Source organism: Streptomyces sp. GbtcB7, assembly GCF_019091445.1.
Lineage (GTDB): Bacteria > Actinomycetota > Actinomycetes > Streptomycetales > Streptomycetaceae > Streptomyces > Streptomyces mirabilis.
In genome coordinates, this window is sequence record NZ_JAGXJM010000016.1 from 26,567 (window position 1) to 52,382 (window position 25,816).

At 69.5% G+C, this 25,816-nt stretch carries 20 protein-coding genes; 11 read left to right on the forward strand and 9 right to left on the reverse strand.

Annotated features, from left to right (window positions below; translation table 11 throughout):
• Positions 1-54: 54 nt before the first annotated feature.
• Positions 55-621, reverse strand: coding sequence for a flavin reductase family protein (locus KVT44_RS25455; protein ID WP_217568857.1), 567 nt, complete (start codon positions 619-621; stop codon positions 55-57).
• Between the two features lie 159 nt (positions 622-780).
• Positions 781-1,653, reverse strand: coding sequence for a helix-turn-helix transcriptional regulator (locus KVT44_RS25460; RefSeq protein ID WP_217568859.1), 873 nt, complete (start codon positions 1,651-1,653; stop codon positions 781-783).
• A gap of 222 nt (positions 1,654-1,875) precedes the next feature.
• On the opposite strand from KVT44_RS25460, the gene KVT44_RS25465 reads away from it, so the two are divergent.
• The 3 genes from KVT44_RS25465 to KVT44_RS25475 all read left to right on the forward strand — a co-directional run bounded on the left by KVT44_RS25465 (position 1,876) and on the right by KVT44_RS25475 (position 4,695).
• Entirely contained in the window at positions 1,876-2,751 is an 876-nt protein-coding gene (locus KVT44_RS25465; protein WP_217568861.1) for a helix-turn-helix transcriptional regulator, read from the forward strand.
• 174 nt (positions 2,752-2,925) lie between these two features.
• Positions 2,926-3,765, forward strand: a complete 840-nt coding sequence (locus tag KVT44_RS25470; protein ID WP_099924917.1) for an SDR family NAD(P)-dependent oxidoreductase — start codon at positions 2,926-2,928, stop codon at positions 3,763-3,765.
• Between the two features lie 147 nt (positions 3,766-3,912).
• The gene (locus KVT44_RS25475; protein ID WP_217568863.1) at positions 3,913-4,695 is read left to right on the forward strand and encodes an SDR family oxidoreductase; all 783 of its coding nucleotides are present in this window, start codon (positions 3,913-3,915) and stop codon (positions 4,693-4,695) included.
• 315 nt (positions 4,696-5,010) lie between these two features.
• On the opposite strand, the gene KVT44_RS25480 is transcribed toward KVT44_RS25475, so the two are convergent.
• Entirely contained in the window at positions 5,011-5,850 is an 840-nt protein-coding gene (locus KVT44_RS25480) for a GntR family transcriptional regulator (RefSeq protein ID WP_099925935.1), read from the reverse strand.
• 301 nt (positions 5,851-6,151) lie between these two features.
• On the opposite strand from KVT44_RS25480, the gene KVT44_RS25485 reads away from it, so the two are divergent.
• The 6 genes from KVT44_RS25485 to KVT44_RS25510 all read left to right on the forward strand — a co-directional run bounded on the left by KVT44_RS25485 (position 6,152) and on the right by KVT44_RS25510 (position 12,794).
• A complete protein-coding gene (locus tag KVT44_RS25485; RefSeq protein ID WP_217569108.1) occupies positions 6,152-7,381 on the forward strand; it encodes an extracellular solute-binding protein in 1,230 nt (409 codons plus the stop codon).
• A 29-nt stretch (positions 7,382-7,410) separates the two neighbouring features.
• Complete coding sequence (locus KVT44_RS25490; protein ID WP_190171614.1) at positions 7,411-8,400, forward strand: carbohydrate ABC transporter permease; 990 nt, start codon at positions 7,411-7,413, stop codon at positions 8,398-8,400.
• Entirely contained in the window at positions 8,397-9,236 is an 840-nt protein-coding gene (locus KVT44_RS25495; protein ID WP_217568865.1) for a carbohydrate ABC transporter permease, read from the forward strand. Before KVT44_RS25490 ends, KVT44_RS25495 begins: the two co-directional genes overlap by 4 nt.
• Before the next feature lie 43 nt (positions 9,237-9,279).
• Complete coding sequence (locus KVT44_RS25500) at positions 9,280-10,812, forward strand: beta-N-acetylhexosaminidase (RefSeq protein ID WP_217568867.1); 1,533 nt, start codon at positions 9,280-9,282, stop codon at positions 10,810-10,812.
• 48 nt (positions 10,813-10,860) lie between these two features.
• Positions 10,861-12,288: a cellulose binding domain-containing protein gene (locus KVT44_RS25505; RefSeq protein ID WP_217568875.1), complete on the forward strand. Its 1,428-nt coding sequence runs from the start codon at positions 10,861-10,863 to the stop codon at positions 12,286-12,288.
• A 170-nt stretch (positions 12,289-12,458) separates the two neighbouring features.
• Positions 12,459-12,794 (forward strand): hypothetical protein, encoded by a 336-nt coding sequence (locus tag KVT44_RS25510; protein WP_099925933.1) that lies wholly within the window; start codon positions 12,459-12,461, stop codon positions 12,792-12,794.
• Between the two features lie 54 nt (positions 12,795-12,848).
• On the opposite strand, the gene KVT44_RS25515 is transcribed toward KVT44_RS25510, so the two are convergent.
• Positions 12,849-15,671, reverse strand: a complete 2,823-nt coding sequence (locus tag KVT44_RS25515) for a trehalase family glycosidase (RefSeq protein WP_308314103.1) — start codon at positions 15,669-15,671, stop codon at positions 12,849-12,851.
• 628 nt (positions 15,672-16,299) lie between these two features.
• On the opposite strand from KVT44_RS25515, the gene KVT44_RS25520 reads away from it, so the two are divergent.
• Positions 16,300-17,922, forward strand: coding sequence for a glycoside hydrolase family 76 protein (locus KVT44_RS25520; protein ID WP_254649881.1), 1,623 nt, complete (start codon positions 16,300-16,302; stop codon positions 17,920-17,922).
• A gap of 721 nt (positions 17,923-18,643) precedes the next feature.
• A complete protein-coding gene (locus tag KVT44_RS25525) occupies positions 18,644-19,216 on the forward strand; it encodes a dihydrofolate reductase family protein (RefSeq protein WP_190171618.1) in 573 nt (190 codons plus the stop codon).
• A gap of 73 nt (positions 19,217-19,289) precedes the next feature.
• On the opposite strand, the gene KVT44_RS58285 is transcribed toward KVT44_RS25525, so the two are convergent.
• From KVT44_RS58285 to KVT44_RS25540, 5 genes are all read right to left on the reverse strand, one after another.
• The gene (locus tag KVT44_RS58285; protein ID WP_254649861.1) at positions 19,290-19,976 is read right to left on the reverse strand and encodes a hypothetical protein; all 687 of its coding nucleotides are present in this window, start codon (positions 19,974-19,976) and stop codon (positions 19,290-19,292) included.
• A gap of 3 nt (positions 19,977-19,979) precedes the next feature.
• A complete protein-coding gene (locus KVT44_RS58290; protein WP_254649862.1) occupies positions 19,980-20,162 on the reverse strand; it encodes a hypothetical protein in 183 nt (60 codons plus the stop codon).
• A gap of 267 nt (positions 20,163-20,429) precedes the next feature.
• The gene (locus tag KVT44_RS58295; protein ID WP_254649863.1) at positions 20,430-21,116 is read right to left on the reverse strand and encodes a cation:proton antiporter; all 687 of its coding nucleotides are present in this window, start codon (positions 21,114-21,116) and stop codon (positions 20,430-20,432) included.
• A gap of 48 nt (positions 21,117-21,164) precedes the next feature.
• Positions 21,165-22,274: a PP2C family protein-serine/threonine phosphatase gene (locus tag KVT44_RS25535; RefSeq protein ID WP_217569110.1), complete on the reverse strand. Its 1,110-nt coding sequence runs from the start codon at positions 22,272-22,274 to the stop codon at positions 21,165-21,167.
• A gap of 365 nt (positions 22,275-22,639) precedes the next feature.
• A complete protein-coding gene (locus KVT44_RS25540) occupies positions 22,640-25,510 on the reverse strand; it encodes a type 2 lanthipeptide synthetase LanM family protein (RefSeq protein WP_217568881.1) in 2,871 nt (956 codons plus the stop codon).
• Positions 25,511-25,816 lie beyond the last annotated feature (306 nt).

A 25,816-nucleotide genomic window follows, 5' to 3' on the forward strand; every position in this document is an offset into this window, starting at 1 on the left:
GGAGCCGTGTCGGGGCATCGACCCACTGACCCGCTGGCCTACTGACCCGCTGACCTACACGAGGTACTGCCACTTGGTCATGCGGTCCTTCAGGTCCACGGTCGGCCCGTCCAGGGTGAACGTCCCGTCTCCGCGGTGGTGAAACAGCTGCGGTGGGGGCTGAGAGGGGTCTGTCCACGCCCTGACGGCCTCCAGCAGGAAGAGGCTGTAGGGGGCCACGAGGCTGCTGTCGGCGACCCTGCACTCGATGTTGGCGAAGCATTCGGCCACGAGTGGTGCCTGGACCTCCGCACCGGATACGGCGGTCAGGTCGAACTCCTCGAACTTGTCCACGTCGGCGCCCGAGCAGTTGCCGATGTCGACCACGGTGGCAGCCATGTCCGCCGTCGGGACCGAGATGACGCACTCGCCGGTTTCGACCAGGGCCTGGTAGCTGTGGTCCCAGGGGCCGATGGTGCACGCGATCAGAGGCGGGTCATGGCGCACCATCATGTTGAATCCGTTGGTCATCACGTTCGGGATTCCGCGGTGCCGGGTGGTGACCAGGATGACGGGGCCAGGCTCGATCAGACGGTGAACCTGGTCCAGGGGGTGGGGCTGAAGGTCCTTCACGGTGATCATGTGTGCTCCTGGTGCCGTGCGATCCGCGCGTCGGCATCCCGGCCGGCGCGCTGTCTGTCGAATCGAGTGTCGGCAGACGGGCACACCGCTATGAAGGCCGCGTTGTTCCTGGGTGCGGCAGGACCAGTCTCCACCGGGCGCACATGCTCATGTGCCCCGCTACTGCTCCTTGGCGGCGAGGTCGGCCGCGGGCACAGCCGCCTGGGCGTGCTTCGGCTCGGCGGCCATGGTCCTCAGCGTCTCGAAGGCATCCGCGGTCGGGCTGGCCGGTTCAGCCTGATAGACCACCAGTTGCTGGTGCGGGGCGCCATTGACCGTGAAAGCCGCGAACTTGATATGCAGGTCGCCGACCAGGGGATGCTTGAGATGCTTTCCTTCCTGGGACTTTCCCTTGACCTCGTGCATCTGCCAGATCCCTGTGAACTCCTCGCTCTGGGCGGACAGTTCCGCCACGACCTCGGCGATGCGGGCCGATTCGGGATCGTGGCCGTAGGCTGCCCTGAGTTCGGCGACACAGGAGTGTGCGGCGCGCTCCCATTCCTGGTAGAACTCGCGCCCCGCCGGGTCGACGAACACCATGCGGGCGAGGTTGTCGAACTGGTCGAACCCGCTGTGGAGAGCCGTGGCGAGGGAGTTGCCCGCCATGATGTCGAGGGCCGGGCCGATGACGAAGGCCGGAGTGTGCTCCCATCCGTCCATCAGCTGCAACAACTGCCGGCTGACGTCCGCCTCTCCCCAGTCGTGCGGGCGCTGCGAGGAGGCCAGACAGAGGCGGTTGAGATGGTCGGCAGCCTCCGCATCCAGTTTCAGCGCTTGCGCCACGGCCTCGAGCACCTGCGGGGACGGGCTGTTTTCGCGCCCCTGTTCCAGCCTGATGTAGTAGTCGGAGCTGACCCCGGCGAGCAGCGCGACTTCCTCTCTGCGCAGTCCCGGCACCCGACGTCGCCCATGTTCGGGGAGACCGACGTCGTGCGGCTTGAGGGCCTCTCGGCGGGCTCTGAGGAAATCACCCAAAGGTGTCCCATTGCTCATGTGGCAAGACTAGATGGTTTCCAGCCGATGAGAAGTGCCGGTCGCGGACTATTGCACCAGGTGGCACACCCGGCACACACAGTAATTCACCCTCTTGGCAGGCCTGGGAGACCTCTCGTTGTCCGCCGGCTCCTTGTGCCGCCCGGGAGCCCGCAATCCTGGGTGTAATGCACCCACCGTCGACAGAAGTTTTCCGGGCGTTTTCCGCCTAGCCTCGGCAGCATGGACAACGACACGCGCCCTGACTCGGTTGAAGGGCTGGGTCAGTTCCTCCGCTCCCACAGGGAACGCCTCAGCCCCGTGGACGCAGGACTGCCCAGCGCCGGCCGGCGAAGAGTGCCCGGGTTGCGGCGTGACGAGGTCGCGACGCTCTCAGGTGTCAGTCCGAGCTACTACAGCCGACTCGAGCAGGGCCGTGAACTCAGCCCCTCACTCCGGGTGCTGGAGGCCATGGCCCGCGTCCTGCAACTCGGGGAAGAGGACAAGCGGGAACTCTTCCGGCTGGCCCGGCCGGCAACCCGCCGCACGAAGCGACCCTTCCGGGTCGAGCGGGTCCGCCCGCACCTGCGGCAACTGATCGAAAGCTGGACCAGGACGCCGGCCTTCATCGTCGGGCATGCCCAGGACCTGCTGGCCACCAACGCATTGGCCGATGCCCTCTACCGCGATTTCGCGCAGCACGACAACGTGCTGCGCATGCTCTTTCTGGACCCCGCGGCGAAGACCTTCTACAGGAACGCGGAGCGGGCCAAGCACCGTGCGGTCGCCGACCTTCAGCGGTCCGCCGCGAGCACGCCCGAGGATCCCCGCATCCTGGAGCTCGTCGGTGAACTGTCGGTGCGCAGTCCGGAGTTCCGTTCCCTGTGGGCACGCGAGTACACCCGGGTCCCGCCCTACGAGGTCAAGCAGATCCACCACTCCGGCGTGGGAGACCTGGAGTTGCGGCATGAGGCCCTCGACATCCGCAGCGCTCCGGGACAGCAGCTCGTCATCCTGCAGGCCGAGCCGGGCTCCCCCTCCGCCGACGGCCTGGCCCTGCTGGGCTCCATCAGCGCACCTGAAGTACCGCACCAGCAGAATCCCGCACACGGCGCCTGAGCCGGGTGCCGTCGACGGCACCCGGAATTCGATCCACGAAGGGCCCGCCTCGTCTTCCTGGGTGTGGGACTCCCAGGAAAAGCGCAGCCTTCATACCGCCGTAGGCGACGGGCACACTCGAATACGTCAACAGGAAATCCCCGAGAAGGGGAAACGACGAAAGAGGTTTTTCCCATGGCTACGTGGTTTGTCACCGGCGCCTCCCGTGGAATCGGCGCTGAAATCGCCCGCGCCGCTCTGGCAGGCGGTAACAATGTCGTGGTCGCCGTACGAAACCCGGAACGCGTTCCGGCCGATCTGAAGAGCTCCGACAACGTCTTCGCGGTCGCCCTGGACGTCACGGACAACGACAGCATCCCGCAGGCGGTCGAGGCCGCCGTGGACCGGTTCGGGGGCATCGACGTCCTGGTCAACAACGCCGGCCGCGGTTTGCTCGGTGCGTTGGAGGAGATCACCGACGCGGAGGCCCGGTCGCTGTTCGACCTCAACGTCTTCGGCCTGATCAACGTCACCCGTGCCGTGCTGCCCGTCATGCGCAAGCAGGGGTCCGGCAGGCTGGTGCACATCGGCTCCCGGTCGGGTTTCGAGGGCGAGCCCGGCGTCAGCCTGTACTGCGCGTCCAAGTTCGCGGTCGCCGGCATCAGCGAAGCGCTCTCCGCGGAGATGGCACCGTTCGGGATCCAGTCGATGGTCGTCGAGCCGGGCGTCTTCCGCACCGACTTCCTCGACGCCAGCTCGCTGTCGGTCGCCGCGAACCGCATCACCGACTACGACGACACCCCCGCGCACGTGACGCTGGACTGGATCGACCAGGCCAACCACGCCCAGCTCGGCGACCCCGTCAAGGGCGCCGCGCTCATCGTCGAGGTTGCCTCCACCGAGAAGCTGCCCACGCACCTCTACCTCGGGCGCGACACCATCGAGCGGCTCGAGGTCAAGTACCAGCAGGTGCAGGACGACCTCGCCCCGTGGCGCGAGAAGTCTGCCGCCACCGCGCACCACGACGCCGCCTGACCCCGGCGCGATCGGGCACCCGCAGCCCCTCGAGCAGCCCTGCCGGGCAGGACGACCGGCCCGGCCGGGCACCACACCGATGCGGCCCTCCCCACCTTCCGATCAATCCCGCACTCCCCACCTCGCGATCAAAGAGACTGAGGTTTTGTGATGTCTGCTGCTCTGCTCACCGGTACTCCCCTGGCCGGCCGTGTCGCTGTCGTCTCCGGCGCCTCCAGCGGCATGGGTGCCGTCACCGCCGAGCGCCTCGCCGAGCTCGGTGCCACGGTGGTCGTACTGGCCCGGCGTAAGGAACGCCTCGACAGCCTGGTCAAGAACATCGAGGCCGCCGGCGGCACCGCACTCGCCCTGGCCGTCGATGTCACCGACCGCGACGCCGTCCAGACCGCCGCCGACCAGGTCGCCGAACGCTTCGGCAAGGCCGACCTCGTGTTCAACAACGCCGGAGTCCAGCTCATCTCCGGCATCCAGGAACTCAAGGTCGACGACTGGCAGCGCCAGATCGACCTCAACATCAGCGGCCTGATGAACGTCATCGCCGCGTTCCTCCCCCACCTGACGGACTCCGCCGCCCAGGGCAAGCCCGCCGACCTGATCAACACCTCGTCCATCGCGGCCACCCGCATCCTGGCGAAGTTCTCGATCTACTCCGGCACCAAGGCCTACATCAGCCACCTCACCCGGCTCCTCCGCGTCGAACTCGGCCCCAAGATGGTCCGCGTCGCCACCATCGAACCCGGCATGGTCGACACCGAACTCCCCGACCACGTCACCGACCCCGACGCCTCCAAGCTGATGGCCGACCTCATCCACGACATCGACTGCCTCCAGAGCGCCGACATCGCCGAAACCGTCGCCTTCATGGCCGCCGTGCCCCGCCACGTCAACCTCACCGAGATCACCATCATGCCCACGGCTCAGGCCATCTGAGGTCGGTCCTGTCATGGCGGGGGAGGAATAGCACTCGGCTGTTCCTCCCACGCCCCGCGCATTGGTTGAAGTGACAACGTCCGTTCGTCACCGCATACGAGCAGATCGACGCGCAGCGCATGCCACCGAGCCACCCATACGCGGCCGAGCCGGCCGCGAAGGACAGCACCGCGCGGCTCATCCGCGCCGGGGTATGAGCCTGCGGCGAGATCAGTCCTGTCGGCGCCGGAGCCGTGGTCCCGTGCCTGCCTGCGCCCAGGGCGGACCGGCGCTCGCCGGGCGCCCCTCCCCCGCCCAGCCGGAAACCGCGGTGGCTCACGGTGCCGACTGGATGTCCCCGCGCGTGGAGGACGCGATGGTGTCGCGGTGGGCGAAGTCGCCCGGGGGGATGCCGGGGTGGTGTCCGAGCCGGGCCGGCGGCACCGCGGCCGAGGGGCCGAGGGTGAGCCGGGAGACGATGCGATAGCGGTCGCCGCGGTAGATCGAGTGGACGTATTCGACGGGCTGCCCCGTGGTGTCCGAGGTGAGCCGCTCGAAGAGCAGCGCCGGGGACAGCTCGGGCACGTCGAGCAGCTCGGCCTCCGCCCGGGTGACGACGGTCGGCTCGATCGCCTGTACGGCCTCCTGGACGTGCACGCCATGCTGTTCGCGCAGGTGCTCGTACAGGTCGCCGGCTTCCAGTTCCTGGGCGGACAGGGTGGGGACCAGATCGGCCCTGATGTGCAGATGCTCGATGGCCATCGGGGCGCCGTCGACCTGGCGCAGCCGTGCCACGTACACGATCTCGGCGGCGGGCGAGAGGCGCAACTTACGGCCCACACGCGCGCCTGCCGGAATGGTGGTGAACTCCAGCAGGCGACTCGACCAGGTCCCGGAGGCCTGGGGCACCGTCATGGCCTGCTGACCCGAGACGAGTTCCTGGGTGATCTTCTCGGGTGCCACGAACATGCCGCGACCGTGCTCCCGTACCAGAAGCCCCGCGGCGACGAGCTCGTCGACCGCCGCGCGCAGGGTCGGGCGGGACACACCCAGGCGGGCGCACAGGGAACGCTCGGAGGGGATCGCGTCCCCCGGGCGGTGCGACTCGACGAGGTCGAGGATGAAGTCGCGAACTCGCTCCCGTTTGAGCACCGCACCTGGTGCGTCAGCCTTCATGGTGCCCTCCCTCATGCGCGGAATAACCAGTTAACCAGTTGACCAGTGGTCACCCGCAACTGCCCCCTTGACCAAGCAAGTGTAACTGCCACCGAGAGATGATCGCCCAGATCCCGACTGGCCTGCACCCCAAAACCCTTTGAAGTACGGGGGGTTGACGCCCTCGATTGGTCTATGCCACCTTCAACCCCACATCAAGAGGTGAGCTGTCCAGTGGACTTCACTGGTCAGGTGGTCAGGTCATGTCCTCCAGAGGTGAACCGTGAAGCTCCGCTTGTTTGCCGGTGTGTCCGTGCTCGTGATGACGGCCGGGCTGAGTGCCTGCAGTAGCTCCTCCGATACCTCCGACGACAGCTCCGGCGGGAGCGCCACCATCGACGTCTGGCTGATGCGCGACAGCGTCTCGGCCCAGTTCCAGAAAGACTTCGTCAAGGGCTTCGAGACCGCTCACCCGGACATCAAGGTCAAGGTGCAGATCCAGGAGTGGGACGGGATCGGCGAGAAGGTCACGGCCGCCCTCGCCAGCAACGACGCACCGGACGTGATCGAGACCGGCAACACCCAGGTCGCCCAGTTCGCTCAGAGCGGGGGGCTGCTCGACCTCAGCGACAAGGTCGACGACCTCGGGGGGAAGAACTGGCTCAAGGGTCTCGCGGAGCCGGGCGTCTATGAGGGCAAGCAGTACGGCATTCCGTACTACGCCGCCAACCGCGTCGTCATCTACCGGACCGACCTCTTCAAGGAGGCGGGCATCGACGCGACCGACATCAAGACCCGCGACCAGTGGATCGCCGCCACCAAGAAGCTCAACACGGGTGGCACGCAAGGCATCTATCTGCCCGGCCAGAACTGGTACACCCTCGCGGGCTTCGTCTGGGACGAGGGCGGCGACCTCGCCACCGAGTCCGGCGGCAAGTGGAAGGGCACGCTGGACTCCCCCGAGGCGATCCGCGGGCTGGAGTTCTACGAGAAGCTCCAGGCCCTCGGCAAGGGCCCCAGGGACTCCGACGAGGCCAACCCCCCGCAGGCGGACGTCATGGCAAAGGGGAAGGTCGCCCAGGTCATCTCGACACCCGGCGGCGCCAACGTCGTCATCCAGAACAACCCAGCACTGAAGGGAAAGCTCGGCTTCTTCCCGATCCCGGGGAAGGCCGCCGACAAGCCCGGCGCGGTCTTCACCGGCGGCTCCGACCTCGTCATCCCCACGGCGTCCACCAAGCAGGACGCGGCCTACACCTTCGTCAAGGAACTCACCGGCGACACCTGGCAGAAGAAGCTCGCCGTCGCCATGAGCTACGTCCCGAACAAGACCACCCTGGCCTCCGCGGTCGCAGCCGACCCCGGAGCCGCGGCCATGGCGGTCGGCGCCGCCCAGGGCCACGCCACACCCAACACCCCCGGCTGGGCCGCCGTGGAGGCCAAGAACCCGATCAAGGACTACATGACGGCCGTCCTCACCGGAGGCGACATCCAGAAGAAGGCCGCCACCGCCTCCGAGGCCATCACCGCGGCCATGAACTCCGGCTCCTGAACCGTCCACGCACCGGAAGGAGGAGCGCCGTGTCGGCCGTCCGCGAGCAGACCGCCCCCCGCCCCCCACTCGGTACCGGGCCGCCCCGGCGCTCCACCGGTCCAGGGCCGCGCCGCCCGTCGAAGTCCACCGGCCGTGGGATCTGGCCGTACGTGCTGATCGCGCCCGCCGTCCTCGGCACGCTCTATCTGCTCGTCTATCCCCTGGTCCGCGCCGTGGTGATATCGCTGCAGGACTTCGGTCTGCGCCAACTCATCCTGGGCGGCGCGCGTTTCGTCGGATTCAAGAACTACGAGACGCTGCTGGGGGACGGCCGCTTCTGGGAGGTCGTGCGCCGCACCTTCCTCTTCATGGCGATCAACGTCGTCCTGATCATGGTGCTGTCCACGTTGGTCGCGCTCATGGTCGAGCGGCTCGGCCGGTTCGGGCGGACCGCGGTCCTCAGCGCGCTCGTGCTGACCTGGGCGATGCCCGTCATCGCGGCGACCACCGTCTTCCAGTGGCTGTTCCACTCGGAGTTCGGCATCGTCAACGCGGTCCTGACCGACCTGGGGTTCGAGTCCTTCCACCGCTACCCCTGGTTCGCGCACGGCCCGGCCGCCTTCGCCATCGTGGTCGTCCTCGTCGTATGGCAGTCCGTGCCCTTCGCCGCGATCACCCTGTACTCGTCCCTCACCACCGTCCCCACCGAGCTGTACGAGTCGGCGCGGCTCGACGGGGCGTCGGGGCCGCGGATCTTCCGCTCCATCACCTTCCCCATGGTCCGGCCGATCTTCATGCTGGTGTTCTCGCTCGAAGTGATCTGGACCTTCAAGGCGTTCGTCCAGATCTGGGTGATGACCAACGGCGGGCCCGGCGACGCGACCACGATCCTGCCCGTGTACGCGGTGCAGACCGCCCTGTCGAGCCAGCGGTACGACCTCGGTTCGGCGGCCTCCATGGTCACCGTCGTGCTGATGTCGGGCGTGCTCGTCTTCTACTTCCGCCAGATGTTCCGCCAGGAGGACGAGCTCGCATGAGCACGACCCGGCCCCGCATCCGCCGCCTGCCCCTGAACGCCGCCGCCGTCGTCACGGTCGTGGTCTGTCTCTTCCCGGTCTACTGGATGGTCGCCACCGCGTTCACCCCGACCCGCGACATCCAGTCCGACAACCCCCGGATCGTCCCTCGGACCTGGACACTCGACCACTTCCGCACCGCCGTCGGCGCCGCCGGCTTCGGCCTGTTCTGGCGCAACAGCATCCTCGTCACGCTGAGCGCCGTCCTGCTCGCCCTCGTCATCGCGCTCGGCGCCGCCTACGCGGTCGCCCGGCTGAAGTGGAAGGGGCGCCGGCAGTTCATGCTCATGGTCTTCATCGCGCAGATGGCGCCCTGGGAATCACTGATCATCCCGGTCTACATCATCTCCCGGGACACCGACATGCTCGACCGGCTCCCGACCCTGACCCTCGTCTACTTCATGATGACGCTGCCCTTCACCATCATCGTTCTGCGCGGCTTCATCGGCACGATCCCCCCGGAGCTGGAGGAGTCCGCCCAGGTCGACGGCTGCACCCGGCTCGGCGCATTTCGGCATATAGCGTTCCCGCTCCTTGCCCCGGGCCTGATGGCCACCTCGCTGTTCGGCTACATCACCGCCTGGAACGAGTTCGCTTACGCCAACTTCCTGATCATCAAGCAGCAGGACAACCGCACCCTGCCCGTGTGGCTGTCCTCGTTCCAGAACGTCTTCGGCACCGACTGGGGCGCCACGATGGCCGCCTCGACCCTCTTCGCCGCCCCGGCGCTCGTGGTGTTCCTGCTGCTCCAGCGCCATGTCACCTCCGGCTTCGCGGCCGGCGCAGTCAAGGGCTGACCTCACACCCCACCCCCACGCGACCCCGTCCCGGAGCTGATCCATGCCCGCACAGCGATCCGCGCTCACCCTCGTACCCCGCCCCACCAAGGCCGCACCCAGGCCGGGACACTTCACGCTCGACGCCGGCACCGCGCTGCACATCGGCGCGGGCGCCGAACCGGCCGCGGACCTGCTGCGCACCCTGCTCGCCCCCGCCACCGGGCTGTCCCTGCGGCCGTCCCCGCACGGACAGTTCGCCCTGACGCTCGACCCCGGACTCACCGGCCTCGGCGAAGAGGGGTACGGGCTCACCGTCGCCCCGCACGCCGTGCTGCTGCGCGCCGCACACCTGACCGGTCTGCTGCGCGGCATCCAGACACTCCGCCAACTCCTGCCTCCTCAGGCCTTGTTGGACACTCCGCAGCGCGGTACACGGTGGCGGCTGCCGTGCGCCGAGATCACCGACGTCCCCCGCCACCCCTGGCGCGGCGCGATGCTGGACGTGGCACGCCACTTCCAGCCCGTCTCCTACCTGCGCCGGTACGTCGACCTGCTGGCCCTGCACAAGATCAGCGTGTTCCATCTGCATCTCACCGACGACCAGGGCTGGCGCATGCCCGTCGCCGCACTGCCCAAGCTCACCGAGGTCGGCGGCCACCGCGCCGAGTCCCAGAAGGGCCCGGCCGGAAGCGACACGTACGACGACATCCCGCACGGCGGGGCGTACACGCGGGACGAACTCGTCGGGCTGGTACGGTACGCGGCCGCTCGCGGCGTCACCGTCATGCCGGAGATAGAGATGCCCGGCCATGTACGCGCCGCCCTCGCCGCCTACCCCGAACTGGGCAACCATCCGGAGCGCACCCTCGACGTCTGGACCCGCTGGGGCGTGTGCGACACCGTCCTCGGTGTCCACGACGAGGTCCTCGACTTCTGCCGCACCGTCCTCGACGAGGTCATGGACGTCTTCCCCTCGCCGTACATCCATGTCGGCGGCGAGGAGTGCCCCACCACCGAGTGGACGCACAGTGTCGCCGCGCGGGAACGAGCGGTGGCGCAGGGCCTGCCGGGCCCCGCGGCCCTGCACGGCTGGTTCCTCGGGCAGATCGGCGAATTCCTCGTCCGGCACGGACGCCGCCCGGTCGGCTGGGCCGAGACCGGCGCCGAACTGCCCCTCGACTTCACCGTGATGACCTGGCGGGACTCGGCCCACACTCTGACGGCGGCCCGCCGCGGCCACCCCGTCGTCAGCGCCTACCACCGGGCCACCTACCTCGACTACGCCCAGTCCGGCGACCCGCGCGAGCCACTGGCCCAGCCCGGAGGCGTCGTCGATCTGCGCGCCGTCCACGCCCACGATCCCGTACCCGAGGACGCGGACCCGGACGTGGCCGGGCGGGTGCTCGGCACCCAGACCCAGCTGTGGACCGAGTTCGTCACGACGCCCGCCCACATCGAGTACCTGACCTACCCGCGGCTGTGTGCCCTCGCCGACCGCGCCTGGAGCGGCGCGACCGACTGGGCCGACTTCCGCTCCCGCCTCGACGAGCACACCGTGCGGCTCGACGCCCTCGATGTCCGGCAACACCCCTGACCCTGTCCCGTTCCGGGAATCACCCCACCTTTCTGGAGAGGAACAACCATGAGATTCGCGAAGAACCGGCTACGCGCCGCAGCGTCCGCCGCCGTCGCGGTGGCCATGGGCGCCGCCGCGCTCACCGCGCTCCCGGCCACCGCGAGCGCCGCCGGCGACGGGCTGAGCGTCCAGTACCGTACGAGCGCCACGGGAGCCACCGCCGACCAGTCCGAACCCTGGTTCAAGGTGAAGAACACCGGCAGCACGACCGTGCAACTGGCGAACGTCAGGATCCGCTACTACTTCAAGGCCGACTCGGCCGGCGCGTCCTATCGCTTCGCCTGTTCCTGGGCCGTCAAGGGCTGCGCCAACGTCACGGGCACCTTCGGCACGCTCGCCAACCCGACCGCCACGGCCGACCGCTACCTGGAGATCGGCTTCACCTCCGGCGCCGGCACGCTCGCGCCGGGCGCCGACACAGGCGACATGCAGCTGCGCTTCTACCAGTCGACGTGGCAGTCGCTCAACCAGAGCGACGACTACTCCTTCGGCGCCTCCCAGACGTCGTACGCCGACTGGTCCAAGGTCACCGCGCAGCTGTCCGGCACCACGCTGTGGGGCCAGGCCCCCGCGGGCAACGACCCGACGAACCCGCCCACCGACCCGCCGACCGACCCGCCGGCCACCGGCGCCACGCTGTTCGACGACTTCAACTACAGCGCCTACAACGACCCGAAGGTCTCGGCGCACGGCTGGAGCGTGCGCTCCACCTCCGGCGGCCCCGGCGTGTCCGGCGCCACCTGGGCGCCCGACAAGGTCACCTTCGCCACCACGAGCGGCAACTCCGTCATGAACCTGGAGACCTCGACGTCGGGCACCGGGGAGAGCACCAAGCAGACCGAGATCGTCACCAACGCGCGGAAGTTCAAGAACGGCACCTACGCGGCCCGGGTCAAGTTCAACGACGCGCCCAAGTACGGCCCGGACGGCGACCACCTCGTCCAGACGTTCTTCACCATCAACGACCTCACGGCACCGATGGCGGACGACTACTCCGAGTACGACTTCGAGTATCTGCCCAACGGCGGCTGGGGCGAGACCTCCGACATCCTCTACACGACGTCCTGGGAGACCTACCAGGCCGACCCGTGGGTGGCGGTCAACCAGCACACCGAGGGCCGGCAGAGCTACAACGGCTGGCACGACCTGGTGCTGACCATCGACAACAGCAGCATCAAGTACTACATCGACGGACAGCTCTTCGGCACCCATGACTCCGCGTACCTGCCGGAGCGGCCGATGTCGATCAACTTCAACCAGTGGCTGATCGACCTCGCGGGCCAGACCAGCACCACCGCGCGGGCGTACGACGAGCAGGTCGACTACGTCCTGCACGTCAAGGACCAGGTCCTCACTCCGGCGCAGGTCGCCGCCAAGGTGACGGCGTACCGCAGCGCGGGCACCACGTTCGAGGACACCGTCCCCAGCAGCTGATCCCATCGCCCGATGACGAAAAGCCAGGGCGACCGCACACCCGGCGCGCAGGCACGCACCGGGTGCGCGGTCCGCTGCCCCGACCGCACGGGCCGACGGCGAGTGGCCGAGCCTCTGAGCCTCCTCAAGTCGCTTGGCGCGCGGAGAACATGGCAGTCAGGCTGATCCCCATGACAGGAATCACGGGACTGAGCAAGAAGAACAACTTCGTGCTGGCCATCCGGGACGCGGACGTGGTCGCGGCGACCCTGCGCCAGGCACTGGCCGAGGCCTCACCGGAAGAGCGCCTCGGTCTGGAACGCGCTGCCGCGCTCGTCGAGTCCACCGCCTCCGCCACCGAGACCCAACTGCGTGCCCGCTGGGTCCGCTCCCGGCTGGCCGACGTCGGCTTCACCGGGGACATCACCTCCGTCGCGGCGGTGCGGGCGCTGCGCCAGGCGGAACCGAAACTGAGCCTGCTGGCGGCGGTGCAACTGCAGAAGGAGGCAGTGGCCCATCCGGAGTGATCCGGCAGCCCCCTGACACGCGGGGAACGGAGGCTGCCGGAGGCGTTGCGCTGCTCAGGTGGTGCGGTAGCAGGTCTTGCTCACGCCCGGCAGCGGATCGGTGCCGAATGCCGCCGTCGTGCAGCCGGTGCCGCCGGTGAACGCCTTGTAGAGGAAACGGCCCCGGGCGCCGTAGGCGACGGTCTGCTGTCCGCTGAAGGCGCACGTGCCGCCTTCAGCGGAGCAGGAGGCGGCGTAGCCGACCGGACCGCCGGTGGCGGTGTAGCAGGCCTTCGACTCACCCGGGATCGGATCTCCGAACGTGGCGTCGGTGCACGGGGTGTCGCCGGTGGCCGTGATCGTCGTGAACGCTCCGAAGGCGCCGTATGTCACCGGCTGCCCCGCGGCGGCCGGGCAGGTTCCGTTCTGGTCCGCACACTTGGTCCAGCCACCGGACGGTCCTCCCGCGGGCGCCACGTAGCAGGACTTGGCCACTCCGTCGATGGGATCGCCGAAGTGGGCGTTGGTGCAGGCGACGGACCCGTTGGTGACCTGGTGGGCGAAGTTGCCGTTGGCGCCGTAGACGACGTCACGGTTGTAGCCGGGCACGGCGCAGGTGCCGCCCTCCGCCGCGCAGACGGTGTATCCGGGCGGGCCGCCCGCGTCGGCGACGTAGCAGGACTTGACGAGATTCGACGCCGGGTCACCACCGAAGGAGTCGTTGGTGCAGGCGGTGCTGCCGGTCACTGTTTTGTACGTGTAGGTCCCAGCCCCGTAGGCCACCGAGCGGGTGCCGCTGAAGGAGCAGGTACCGCCCTCGGCCGCGCACCGGGTGAAGCCCGGCCGCAGCGCGCCGGTACCGGGATCGGCGGGCGGCGACGGATTGCCCAGTCCGGTGGCGGCCACGGTGTAGCCGCCCGGGGCGACGCCGGTGAGGTAGACGTAGGTGTCGTCCTGGCTCGCGCCGGTGATTCCCGAGGTGGGGGTGAACGTTCCGTTGCTCCAGACGACGGTGCCGTTCACGGACACCGAGATGTTGCCGCCGCCGAACTTCGGGACGCCGATGCGGCCGGTGGTACCGGCCGGGCTGGTGAGGTGCGCCGAGTACGTGCCGGCGGCGGGGTCGCGGGACCAGGAGGCGTTGACGGCGCCCTGGGGCATGGTGATGCGGCCCTCGGCGCTGGTCAGGTCGCCGGGGTGCGGGACGAAGCGGTACGTGCCGGTCGCCGACTCGGGTGCGGTGCCGAGCACGTCGAAGGTGAGCGTGGAGGTGGGCGCGGTGGACCAGCCGTGGGCCAGGCTCATGAACGAACCCCCGTAGGCGAGGCCGCCGTCGGCCTTGATGCCCTCCCAGAAGGTGCTCTTGGAGCCGATGTCGCTGGTCAGCATGTGGCCCCAGGTGCGGCGGATCTGGTCCAGGGCGGTGTAGTCGTCATTGGCGGTGAAGCGGGCGTTGAGCTCCATGCCGCCGGCGAAGGGCGACACGTTGCCGCCCCATTCGGGAGTCGTGGGGCCGTAGATGCCCCAGTTCTTCCCGAGCCCCGCGATGACACTCTTCGACTTGGCCGCGGAGTCGGTCAACCCGTACCAGACGGCGAGGGAGTTGCCGTCCTGCGGGTACAGGCCGCTGCTGGGGTTGTCCTTGTACATGCCCTTCGCGGCGTCCCACAGCAGGGAGTTGGCGGCGGACTTGATGGCGGCCGCCTTGGCGTTCCAGCTCGCGGCGAGTGCGCTGTCGCCCTCGACCGTGGCCAGGGTGGCGCCGCCCTTGAGCGCGGCGTACAGCAGCGCGTTGGCGGAGACGTTCTCGCCGCCCTGGCCGACCCGGGCCCAGTCCTGGGTGCGCGTCACGTTGAGCAGGTTGTTGCCGTCGATCTTGTTGGTGATGAAGGCCATCCCGCGCTTGTAGTCGGCCCATTCGGAATCCAGCCACGCCCGGTCGGCCGAGTAGGTGTAGTACGTCGACGTCCCCAGCAGCGTCCAGGTGTGGTAGGTGTCCGAGCCGGTGAGGTTGAACGGCGGCCCCGACCAGGGGATTTCACCTTCCGCCGACTGCGCGTTGTACATCGTGGTGAGCGCGTTGCGGGTCGAGACGAGGTCGTTGGAGTACGCGTACTGCGTGGGTACGGCGATGCCCATGTCGCCGGGCCACACCGTACGGTCGCGTTTGGCCCCGTCGACCAGGACGGAGTCACCCACGCCGACGGTGGCGCCGTTGTCCCACGCCGAGGACGGCGGGGGCCAGGCGCGGCCCTGGTTGGAGGCGATCGTGTTGAGCTGGACGGTGTACGCCCCGGCGTACCAGATGCGGTTGAGCAGGTCGTCGCTGGAGGAGAAGTAGTTGGCGTAGTCGGCCGGGTCGGCCTTGCCCGGAGCCGCGGTGAAGTTGAGGCTGACGCCCTTGAGATCCACCCAACCCGAGGTGTCCAGGAAAACCGTCAAGTAGCGGAAGCCGCCCCGCTGTTGAGCGGTGGGCACCGTGTAGGTGCCGTTGGCGGAGGCCGTGGCGTAGAGCGCCCCGTCCTCGCCGTCGCGTCCGCTGCTGCGGTCGCTGTTGTTGCCCACGTACAGGGACGACTCGCTGAAGGCCAGGCCGACGCGCTGGCCGCTGTCGCTGGTACTGCCGAAGGACAACGTTGTCACGCCACCGACCTCTTTGCCGAAGTCGAGGGTGACGGCCGACTGCGAGCCGGAGATCCGCGTCGGCTGCCCGCTGAGGACGTTCTGCGGGTCCGCGACACTGCCGGACGTTCGGTAGATCGCGGTCGGCTTGAGGGTGCGCGAGGTCGGCGAGTAGTTCAGGGCGTCAAGGGTCGCCTTGCCGGCTCCTGTTGCGGTCGACGAGGTGGCCGCCGATGTGGCCGGCGCGGGAGCCATGAGCAGTGCGGCGGACACCACTGTGGCGAGGCCAAGTAGGCGCCCTGGGCAGGGCGTTCGGATCAACAAGGGGCGGCGGCGCCGCATAGGTACCTCCCGGGTCTGAATGCGGGAACGAAGTGCTTGAATCGATTCAAACTGATCGCTGACGAAGGCCTGGGACTCATGAAGCGGTGGGTGTGCGAGACGCCTCGCCGAAGTTCCACCGATGATGTGCGCCCCACAGCGGGGTGTCAACCCGTCACAGCTGGTGTGAACCACCCCTGAAATCACTCCCGTTGGAGACATTGACAGCACCCCACCAAGCCGGTTCACTGCCTCCCGGGCAGGTATGGACCATTGCCGGTCCCCCGTCCGGCTCAGTGAGACCCAACCGGCGTCCCCCACCCTGAAATCGAGGCGAGTTCCGGTGCCCTCACACAACTCCGACATCGTTGTCAGACCACGGCTCCTCACCTTCCTGCTGACGGCCGCTCTCGCGTTCGTGGCACTGGTCCCGGCCGCGACGCCGGCGGCCGCCGCAACCCAGGTGTGCGTACTGGCCTGTGACACGCTGGACCCCTCACAGGCCCGGCAGGAGAGCTTCCCGGTGCCGAACAAGGACCTCAACGGCCGTCGCCTCGAACTGCACGTGTCCGACGCGGACGACATGGCGTGGGCCAGCATCGACAACGGCGTGACCGGCGACTCGGTGTGGCTGGACCGCTCCTGGGACGGCGGCGCCACCTGGGAAGGACTGCTCGGCAAGGCGAGCGTCCCGGGAACCTGGACCGGTACCAGGACGCTGATGTACAACATCACCGATCCTCGCAACCACCGGCGCGGGCTCGTGCGGGCCTGCGGCGACGCCGCAGGGGTCGGCTGTACGAACTGGGTCTACCCCACGGTCTGCGACACGCTCTGTGACGGCACCGACGCGGGCAAGGCGGCCGGCGACGACCAGCCGGTGCCGTCGACGACTCTCTACGGCCGCACGATCCGGCTGCACGTCGACCAGAAGAACTCCATGGCCTGGGCGAGCATCGACACCGGTGGCGCCGGCGACGAGATCTGGCTCGACCGCTCCTGGGACGGCGGCTCGACCTGGCCGGACGGCTCCTCGCTCGGCCGCACCAGCACCCCGTCCGGTGCCACCGGCACCCGTACCGCGATGTACGCCACCCGCGATCCGCGCGGGCTGCTCTACGGCGGCGCGGTCCGCGCCTGCGGCCGGGAGGCAAGCCACAACGAGGGCAGTTGCACCGCGTGGGTCAGACCCGTGCCGACCAGGACGCGCGCGGCGGCCGACGCGCTGATGTCCTCGTACGACCCCTACAACGGCTGGTGGCCGAGCAGTTGGTGGAACTCCGCCGCCACCCTCACCGCGCTCATCGACTCCTCCCGGGCCACCGGCAGGCACGACTACGACTGGGTCATCGCCCGCACCTTCGACCAGAACAAGGGCACCTTCGCGGCCGGTGTTCGCAGTTCGGATGCGATCGAGGGCGACTTCATCAGCCGTTCCATCGACGACTCGGGCTGGTGGGCCATCGCCTGGATCGACGCGTACGACTACACCGGTGACTCCCGCTATCTGAACGAGGCGGTCACCATCGCCAACTACGTTCAGCAGTACTGGGACCCCGGCACCTGCGGGGGCGGCGTGTGGTGGGACCGCGAGCGCACCTACAAGAACGCCGTGACGAACGGGCAGTACCTCTGGCTGACCACGGCGCTGCACCAGCGCATCGCGGGCGACACCGTTTGGCTGCAGCGGGCCAAGACGTCCGCCGCCTGGTACCGGTCCAGCGGGATGATCAACTCCTCCGGTCTGGTGAACGACGGGCTGACCTCCGCCTGCGCCAACAACGGCTCCACCGTGTGGAGTTACAACCAGGGACTGGCCATCGGCGGCTTCACCGAACTGTGGAAGACGACCGGGGACAGCTCGCTGCTGACCACCGCGCGCACCCTGGCCGACGCCGCGATCAGCAGCCCGACGCTGACCTCCGGCGGAGTGCTCACCGAGTCCTGCGACGTCGGCTCGACGTCCTGCGACGACAACCAGAAGCAGTTCAAGGGCATCTTCATGCGGAACTTCGCCGACCTCGCGAAGGCCACCGGTTCCGGCACCTACCAGAGTTACGTCCAGAAGCAGGCCGACACGCTGTGGGCGCGGGACCGTAGCTCCCTCAACGCCCTCGGCGAACGCTGGGCCGGTACCAGCCCCAACCAGACCGACTGGCGTACCCAGGCCGGCGCCCTCGAAGCGCTCACCGCCGCCGCGGGCTGACGACCGGTTCCGGGAGCCGGCTCGCACGCGGGTCCCCGACCCACGTGCGAGTCGGCCGGCATGAGCGCGCTCGGCCCTCCACGACTCGACGAGCTCCTCCGGCGCCTCGTCGAACAGCCCCGGCTACGGCCGCGGCTCTCGCGGGTCCGCCCAGGTCGCCGGTGGCACTTCCCGGGCGTGCCCCCGGGCAAGCCGATCTCGAACGCACGGCATGCCCCAGTACTCAACCGGCACCGCATGCCGGTTCGCACCGCGCACAATGTGGCACCGCCCGCCCTCACTGCACGAGCCGAGGGCCTCACCAGCCGTGGATCACAGCGATCAGGAGATCGGCGTCGTGAGACTCGCGGGCAGAGGCGTTGGCGACCCACCGTCGCCGGGATCCCGGGCCGTTTCCCACTGTCCGATGGGTTCCCACGCCTACCCTGTCTGCCGCCATTCCACCCACCGACAACATTTCCCTCCTTGACAATTTTTTTTGTCGGAGAGATTCTGGAGCGGTGCTGGACGTCGCTGTGATCGAAGACCCGCGCGGCCGAGGCATCCCTGGACCCGATGCGGGCCCGGATCCTCGCCGCCCGGCCCCGGCACGGAACCGCACCGGCCTCCCTCCGGGGGCGGCCCGCAAAGAGTCCCCACCAGGAGGCCGCCGCCTCGAACGTGGTCGAGGCGGCGGCGAGCAATCGAAAACCGCACACCAGAAACCCCAAAGGAAACCAGCATGCGTACCCTGATCAGCTCCGCCTTCATCTCGCTCGACGGCGTCATGGAGGGCCCGGGCGGCGAACCCGGCTACCGCAACTCCGGATGGACCTTCAAGGACGTCGAGTTCGTCCCCGAGGCGTTCGACATCAAGGCACGGGAGCAGCAGGAATCCACCGCCGTCCTGATGGGCCGGACCAGCTACGAGGCGTTCAGCCCGGTGTGGCCGGACATGAACGAGTTCGCCCACTACAAGACCATGCCGAAGTACGTCGTCTCCACCACCCTCACTGAGGACAAGCTCGTCTCGAACTGGGGCGAGACCAGCATCCTGCGCTCCCTCGACGAGGTCGCCGCCCTCAAGGAGACCGACGGAGGCCCGATCATCGTCCACGGCAGCGTCGCCCTGAACCACAGCCTCGCCGACGCCGGCCTGATCGACCGTTACCACCTGCTCGTCCACCCGCTGCTGCTCGGCGCGGGCAAGCGCCTGTTCCCCGCCACCGACAAGGACACCCAGAAGCTCAGGCTCGTCGAGCACGCCGTGTACTCCAACGGCCTGCAGATGAACGTCCTCGACGTCGTCCGCTGACCAAGCCCAGAGGCTTTCCACGCCGCGGGACACGATCACCGCACACGGCCTTGATCCACTTCCGAAGAGGGCCCTAGGAGCGCGCGGGGTCGTCCTGGGAAGACTCCGCCGCTGGGTGATGCGCCTTTGTCCCCAGGCGGACCTCCTCCATATCGAGCACTTCCTGAACGGCGCGGAGGACGATGTCGTCGATGCGGCCGGCGTCGCGCAGGTCCCTGAGCGTGTCCCGCTTGACCTGAAGCAGGGCGAGTTCGAGGCGCCGCACGCTCTCACGGCGTCGCGTGGAGCCGGGAGCGGGGGCCCTACGGTCCTCGATGTCCTGGGCCATGCGGAGGGTGGCCGCCTCGGGGACCCCGAACCGCTGCGCCAACTCCGGTAGGGCGCGCAGGGCGGCGCTGCTCATATGGCAACGGGCGAGGGTGAGTTCCGCGGTCTCGACCTCGTCCTCGGGGAAGCGGGCCCGGCGGACCACGGTCGGCAGCGTCGGACCGAGGAACGTAAGGGTGACGACGATGACGACAGCCGTGATGAACACGACGGCGTCGCGTTGTTCGACGACATGTCCCTCGGCGGTCACGGCGGGCACGGTCAGCGCCGCGGCCAGCGAGATGGCTCCGCGCATCCCCGCCCACGCCAGCGGCAGCCGCTGAGGGGCGGTGATACGGCGGTCCCGCTGCTGAGGACGCCGGTCCAGGAACCTGACCAGATAGGGGACCGAGTAGAACCACAGCAGCCGTGTCCCGATCACAGCGACGCTCACGGCTCAGGCGGCGATCGCCGCCTGCGCGAGGGAGACCGAGGTCAATGCCCTGATCGCGGCGGGCAGTTGGATATCGACGAGGATGAACAGCGCGCTGTTGAGCGGGTAACTGGCCACTTCCCAGAAGGCGATGGCCTGGATGCGGGCGTCGGAACCGATGACGCGGGGGCCGAACCGGGTGGTCACAAGGCCGCAGAGGTAGGGCCCGTCCGGCGGATCAGGTCGCAGGAAACGGGCGGGGTCTCATCGATGCTGGTGAGCGGGGCTTGGTGCGTGCAGCTGCAAGGCGGAGGAGGGAGTCGACGCGATGGGGGTCCCCCCTGCTCGAGCGAAGCCGAGAGCTTGGGGGAGTCGGCGACCGACGACAACGCCGCTGGGGGCACCCCCTGCTCGAAGAGCTTGGGGGAGGGCGTGCCAGACCCCGCGTCTCCGGCATGATCCGCCGGACAGGCCCTAGGCGAGGAAGGGGGTGGCGACACTCAGCACGCTGTGGAGCAGGGGCTCGGGCAGCCGGCGCCTGACCGGGATGAGGAGCAGTGCGGTCGCGGCACCGATCACGATTCCGCCGGCGTAGGACTCGACGAAGGCGAGCGCCGTACCGGACCAGGAGAAGGGTCGCTCGTCGGTGACGACCTCGATGGCCACGGCCAGCAGGACCAGAGCGGTGCCGTCGTTCAGCAGGCTTTCGGCGCGCAGCACGGTCAGGATGCGGCGTGGCATGGCCTTGGCCACGGCGGCGACGGCCGCGGCGTCGGTCGGAGCCAGGACGGCACCGAGGACGAAGGCGATGGGCCAGCTGTAGCCCAACGTGTGGGCCACGGCGGCCACTGCGACGGCGGTGGCCGGCACCAGCCCGGTGGCCTGTAGGGCGATGCTGCGGAAGTTGTCGCGGATCTCGCGTACCGAGGAGGTCAGCGCCTCCCAGTACAGCAGGGCGGGAAGAAAGAGGAACAGGACGACGTCGGGGGACAGCGTGAACCCGGCGAAGGGGGGTGTCAGTCCTACGAGGCAGCCCGCGCCGAGCAGCAGCGGCGGTTCACTCAGGCCCGTACGACGCGACAGCCGGCCCATCGCCAGTACACCGACGGCGACGACAACGATCAGTTCCAGGCTTTCCACGTCGGTGCCGTTCGTGTTCATGGCTCCACGGTCGCGCCGCGACGCACGGGTAACCAGGCCAGGACTTTCTCAGGAGCTGCGTTCCTGGGAGTCCCGCCCCCACCCTCTGGAGGGCTCGGCGTGGATGAGCCTGGCGAGGTGGTGGCCGGAATGGGTGGGTGTCCGGCGAAGGGCGATGAGCGCGGCGTCGTCGCCGAGGCGTCCACCGACGTGGGCGAGGAGGTCACGCCGGATGTGACGCAGGAGCGCTTCGGGGCCGCTCTCGGTCCACTGGGCGGCTCGTTCGGCGAACGGATAGAAGTCACCGCTCTGATTGCGCGCCTCGATGACGCCGTCGGTGTAGAGCAGGAGGGTTTCCCCGGCTTCGAAGGTGAACACGTCCAGCGTGCGCGGCGATGGGCCCAGGACGCCGATTCCCAGCGGGGGCGCGGGGTGCAGCCTCAGTGCGGTGACGGAGTGTTCCGGGCTGAGCAGCAGGGGCGCGGGGTGCCCGCAGCTGGTCATCCTGACGATGGCGGCATCGTCGGGGATCTCGAGCAACAGGGCGGTCACGAAGCGCTCCTCGGCCCCGGCCTCGTCCTCCGGCGGGGTGAATTCGCCGTGGTAGCGGCCGACGCTCTGTTCCAGCGCGTCCGTCAGCGCGATGAGGTCGGCGTGTTGATGGGAGGCTTCGCGGAACGCGCCGAGCAGCAGAGCGGCCTCGCCGATGGCCGCCAAGCCCTTGCCTCGGACATCTCCGATGAGTACGCGCGTGGCGTCGTCGGTACGCGTGACGGCGTACAGGTCTCCACCGATCTCGGCCTCGTCCTCGGCGGCCAGATATACCGACGCCGTACGCAGGGGGCCGATCCCGCTGGGCAGCGGCCACAGCAGTACGTGCTGTGCGGCCTCGGCGACCGATCTCACCTGGGCCAGTTCCCGTCCGTGTCTCTCGCGTACCACGGAGTAGCCCACGATCAGAAGGCTCAGTACGGCGAGGGCGACCATCTGCACGACGACGTTGCGCGAGAAGAGGATGCCGTCGTACAGGGCGATGCCTGCCTCGGCCGCGAGCGCCAGGACGCCGATCGCCCCGGTCAGCCGGGGGCCGGCGAAGGATGCGGTGATCGCCGGCGCGATCACCAGCAGCGGGCCCAGGTGGATGTCGGCCGGGGCAACGATGTCGACGACCGTGATCATCACGATCAGCAGGACGGGGAGCGCCAGCAGCACATGCTTCGATTGCCCCGGGCCGAAGCCGGCAAAGCGATCCCAAATCCCCACATGTTCCACAGTGCACCGCCCCAGGACAGCTTGCGAGCGCAGCCGAGAACTATCGGCAATGCGCCGGCAGGACTGCCGAGCGCGTCCCGCACGCGCCGGACCACGCGTCGACGGGACCGACCCCGCACCGGCGCCCGGCGCGGGGTCGGCAGGGCTGCCGCCCAGCCCCCAACCGCATGCGACCAGGGCCTCACGCTGCCCGTCCGGCGTCGCGTTCACCACGGTGGCCGCCCCGTCGGACACGGAGCGCGACCACCTCCGCGACCACGCCCGAGGTCGGGTCAGTCGAGGAGGAGGGGATTCGGCAGGGTGGCCGCGGGGTGCATGCGCAGGAGCGTGTGGAGTACTCCTGAGAGGCCGGACATGAGGCTGGGCGAGAACGCCTCGCGGGCCAGGCCGCCGACCGGGCCGCGTTGCTCGAGGCCGGTGAGGATCTCGGCGTCGAGGTCGGAGGGGTCGCCGAAGTCCATGGACGTGAGGAATTCCCAGAGGCCGAGGTCGCCGTGGCACAGGGTATGGCTCCAGCCGAAGCCCTCGGCGGCGCAGGCACGTGCGGCCCGACGGGCCATGTCGAGGTGGGCGGGATCGCCCGTGCGCCGGTGGAGGTCGAGCATGCCGATGCCCACCCCCGCGCTGCCGTGGCACCAGCTGGTGAAGAAGTCCTCCTCGGCGCCGATGCGGACGTCGAGCCAGTTGCCGTGCTCGGGTTGGTAGAGGGACTCCTGATAGGCGAAGGCCCGCTCGGCGAGGTGGTTCCAGTCGCGCCGTTCGGCCGCGGAGCCCGCGTCGCCGAGCGCGAGCCGGGTCAGCGCCCAGCCGATGCCGGTGGCGCCGTGGGCGAAGCCGCCGATGCCCTCGGGGTTGAGCCGGGTCGTCCAGCGGGCGCCGCTCGCGTCGAGGGTGGCCAGCCCGGTCAGTCGGCGGCCGATGTGCGCGGCGGCGCCGAGCCAGCGGTCCTGCCCGGTCGCCGCGGCCAGGTTGAGCAGGGGGACGACCGCGCCTGCCGCCCCGTTGAGGAGGTCCACCTCGACGTCGTCCTCGACCAGTCGGCCCTCCGCGAGCAGCAGGGCCCTCGCGGCGGCCCGCTCCAGCAGCCAGTCCTCACCGAGCACCCGGTGCAGCGCCAGCCACGTCCACACCTGCGACGCGGCACCGCTGAACGCCCCGGGTGACGGCGTCGGTGTCCGGTCCTCGGTGCCGACCAGGACCCGCAGCGCCCCCTCGAACGTCTCGGCGACGCCCGGCACCTCCTCCGCCCGCCCGGCCCGCACCTCGGTCACGTACTCCGCGAGCGTCAGCGCCACCCCGCCCTGCCCGGTGTAGAGGTCGGCGGGCAGCACCCTGATCGACCACCCCGCGGGGGTGAAGACGGGGCTGATCCAGGTGACCGTGCCGTCCTCGCCGCGCACCGCCCCGTCGCACAGCCGCCGTACCATCTGCGCGGCCAGGTCGCGGCGGCGGCGCTCCCGGTCCCGGGCGTGCGGGTCGCGGGCGGCGGCCTGCGTCCGCGTGGGCAGCGAACGCTCGTTGAGGTACGCACCGACCAGCGCGTCCTGGATCACCGCCTCCTCCAGCGCCAGGTCGGCGGTGCGCCAGTCCTCCACGGTGGTCCGTACGGCGGCCGAGTCCACGGTGAAGGTGAACATCGGCACGTCACCGGCCAACAGGTCCGCGATCTCGCCGTCGATGGCCGCACGCTCGGTCGGCGCACCGGGCAGCACCTCGGCGTTGCGCCGCAGGATGTCCCGGGCCCGTTCGACCGCCGCCGCCTCGTCGTGCAACGACGCCGGGTGCCAGAGCATCCGGCCGATGTCGACGTACGCCTGCGTCGGCCGCAGGATCCGCCGCGCCTGGGCGCCTTCGAAGCGGCGCAGCAGCCGGTGCGGATCGGTCCCGGGCCTACGCAGGTGCGCGGTCATCTCGCGGAAGCCGGCCAGAATCCGGTCCCAGTACGCGCTCAGCACGGGAGTGGGACTGGGGTGGTTGCCCGCGGTGGGCATCGCCACCAGGTCCACCTGGAAACGGGCCGCCGCGGTGCCGGCGTCCGCGATCACCGGGTTCGGGATCAGCGGCTGCTGGCCGGGCAGCGACCCGACTCCGGAGATGTCGACCCCGCCGAGCGCGAAGCCGGTGCCGCGTACGGGCAGCAGTCCGGTACGCAGCACCGTACGGCGGATGGCCGCCGCGGCCACGTCCACCGCGTCGCCCCGGCCGCTGGGCGGGAAGGGCGCGGGGGCGTCGAAGAGCGTCTCGGCGTCCACGATCACCGGCACCGGACCCGCGGCGATCATGTTCTCCGCGTGCATGTCGGTGCCGCCGGTGAAGCGGAGGACGGCCAGCCAGTGCCCTATGTTCCGGTAGAACGCGGCGAGTTCGGCCTCGTCCGCGCAGTAGCGGTGGCGGACGAACTCGGCCCAGCCGTAGCCCTCGCGTGCTTGTGTCCGCGGCACCCGGATGCGCTCGTCGGGCGACGGTGCGCCGGGGAAATCCGCGTAGAGCTCGTCGAGCAGCGCGCCCAGCGCCACGTCGGATGCGGACGGCCGGGGCTTGTACATGACGTTGCCGCCGGCGAAGTCGACCCGACTGACCGTCAGGCCGCCCCGGTGGGTGTCGCCCGCCCCGAACGCGACGGCGCGCATCTCCCCCGCGGGTCCCCCCAGCAGCGGCCGCAGCACTTCGCGGTCCGCGGCGAGCCGTTCCGCGAATCCGGCCGTCGCCGCCACCGACAGCCGCGCCACCGACGCGATCCGCGGGCCGACGTTCGGGTATCGGCCGGCCAGCCGGTCGAGATAGCCCTCCTCCTCGGCCTGCTCCAGGAACGCGGTCCACGTCCGCGTGTCGGATCCCGCCCCCGCGTCCTCGGCGTGACGTCCGCCGCCCGCTGTCATGCGCAGGGCGTGCAGTTCGATCAGGAACAGGCGGGACAGCTTCGCGTGCAGGGACTTGAGCAGGGCGGTGTGGCCGGCTTCCAGTACCGTTTCTTGTTCTTCCCGGCTCAGGGCGTCAAGGGAGGCCAGCCGCCGGGCCAGCTCTTCCCGCCAAGGCCGGGCGATCGTCCGTACGGGTCGGGCGAACCATTCCGCCTCGTCCCGCCTTCCCGACTCCCCCGGCTTCCCCGGCCTTTCCGATCTTTCCGGCGCCGATCCGCTCACCGTCCACCCTCCTCATTCCGCCATGAACTCGCTTCTTGCGTCGTTCCGAGGGAGCGCGGGCAACTGTGCGACCAGCCCGGACCCGTCCGCACCCGGCAGCAACCGACCGAGCCGGAAACCCCCGCATCCCCGACGCGCGCGGGGCGGGCGGCAACCGACTCGGCAGGCTGCGGCGCGTTCCCGGGTGCGGACGCGTCGTGGCTCGGCGCGCGGTTTCCCACGCTCCGGCTTTATGAACCGTACCCCGCAGGGGCGCTCCCGAAGAGGCGTACTCCGCAGGCGATACGGTCAAAAAGCGCGCCCTGG